This window comes from Corallococcus sp. AB030, assembly GCF_003668965.1.
Lineage (GTDB): Bacteria > Myxococcota > Myxococcia > Myxococcales > Myxococcaceae > Corallococcus > Corallococcus exiguus.
Window position 1 is genome coordinate 1 of sequence record NZ_RAWQ01000423.1, and the last position, 2007, is coordinate 2007.

Here is a 2007-nt window from a genome sequence, read left to right on the forward strand (position 1 = left end):
GCTCTACGGGGTGGTGGCCTACGCGGTGGTGCAGCGCACGCGAGAGCTGGGCATCCGCATGGCATTGGGGGCGAGGGCGGGCCAGCTGATGGGCATGGTGTTGAGCCACTACCTGCGGCTCACTGCGGTGGGGCTGGTGTTGGGGCTGGGACTCGCATGGGGAGCCAGCCGCGCGCTGTCGCACCTGCTCAACGGAGTGCGGCCCACGGATCCGCTCACGTATGGATTGGTGGTGGCGGTGCTCGGCGCGATGGCGTTCCTCGCGGCGCTGTTGCCAGCACGAAGGGCCGCGCACGTGCCCCCGGCGGTCGTGCTCCGGGCGGATTGAGCCCCGGCCTATCGCTTGGGGTGAGACTGCACAGGCTTCGGACAACCCGCTATCCTGCGGAACGATGGCCGCTCCGCCGGAGTCCCGGGTCCCGACAGGTCATCCAGGGAGTGTTTCGGGAATGCGCACCGCGACGCGCCAGACCTGCGCCTTCATGTTCGTGTTGCTCATGGCCTGTGCGGGCCCCCGCCTCTACTACCTGCGATCAGAACTTCCCATTCTGGAAGGGCGGTTCGACCTCGCGGTGGCCCCAGGTCCCTGGCCACACAAGGACGTCCCGGCCGTCGTATCGGACACCGACACGATTCCGGATGACCTGGTGCTGCCGACGCTCCGGGCATTGATGAGCCTGCCGGGTGCGGCGGATGCCTGCGACCCGAACACCGGTGGTCCACGACCGGATGCATCTGAATACTGCGTCGCCCTCTATAAAACGCCGCAGGACTGGCGTGTTTCATGGCCCATCCGCAACCTCATGAAGGAACGCAGCTCGTGCCAGCCTCCTTTCGGTGGCGTCGACGATGAATCCTTTGGTCGGAACCTGCCCATCATCGGCTTCGCGCACAATCACCCGTGCGCGACGAGCATGAGCAGTGACGATCTGACCCGATTCCCCGCGATGAAGATGGAGGACGGGCTGTGGACGATGGTGGCCTATGCCGCAAGCCCTGATGGACGGCTGGCGCGTGACTCGAGGAACCGGTTGATTCCCGCATGGGCCTGGCTCGCCACGGGACACAAGGACGAACCTCGCTTCTACAAGTGGAACCCCGCGGGAGAGGTCTTCCAATGGAATGAGGACAAGGCGCTTTGGGAGTTCCAGGCGAACTGTCATCCACAAGAGGCTTCTGGCATGCGCAGCCCCCGCATGCTGCTACCTCGCTGCTCACCCGAGTTGAAGTGGTAGAAGGGCCCTGGAGCCTGTCCCCATGATGAACCTCCCTCATCACGTCCTTCTCCTCACGCTCCTGCTGGACGGAGGCACGCCTCCCGCCTCTTCTGGCACAGCCGCGAGGGACGGGGGCAGCGTCGTGTCTCCGCCCGTGGTGACGAATGCCGACGGCGGTACCACGCCCCGCGCCCCCCTCGTCGCGGAGGGGATTGAATGGCCTGACGACCTGCGGCCCCTGGCAACGCTGGACGGACCGGCGGTTCTCGCCGCCCATGCGGCCTTGCAGCGGCTGCTGGCAGGTTTTCCCAAGGAGTATGCGAAGGACTGCTCATATACCGCCAAGGCCATGGAGGTCTCCGTGGCCCAACACGGCGGGATGTACTTCGTGGAGATCAAGCGAAACGTCGCGAAGTGTGGCTGGGCAGCACCTGGATTCAATCCCTCCGCGCACTGGTACGAATTGTATGCCGTGTCGGCGGACGGGAAGGTCCTGGCGCGCTATCCCTATCATCCCTGAAGGCGCCCCTCCGGCGTGACCTGTGAAACAACACATCTCCGCGTCATTCCATGCGCGCTTCGCTCCGGCATCCCGCCCTGCCCCCGCGCGCAGTGAACGTCAGGGAACGATGCGCTTGAAGTAGAGGACCGTGGGGTGCAGCTCCTGAGCGATCCCCTCATTTGAGTGAGCAGATCGCCAGCCGCCTGCCTGACAGGCCCGTGCGAGGCGGGGTGGTGTGGGGCAGGAAGAGAAGCCATGCTGGGACGCAAAGTGGCCATCAACGAAGAG

At 65.3% G+C, this 2007-nt stretch carries 3 protein-coding genes; all 3 read left to right on the plus strand.

All coding sequences use genetic code 11. The annotated features are described in order from the left end of the window. Positions 1-328: FtsX-like permease family protein (locus tag D7Y15_RS43270; RefSeq protein WP_121756201.1), on the plus strand; the 328-nt coding region annotated here is incomplete at its 5' end. Between the two features lie 121 nt (positions 329-449). Continuing rightward, positions 450-1235, plus strand: coding sequence for a hypothetical protein (locus tag D7Y15_RS43275; RefSeq protein ID WP_120581634.1), 786 nt, complete (start codon positions 450-452; stop codon positions 1233-1235). A gap of 22 nt (positions 1236-1257) precedes the next feature. After that, positions 1258-1737: a hypothetical protein gene (locus D7Y15_RS46240; protein ID WP_233597546.1), complete on the plus strand. Its 480-nt coding sequence runs from the start codon at positions 1258-1260 to the stop codon at positions 1735-1737. Positions 1738-2007 lie beyond the last annotated feature (270 nt).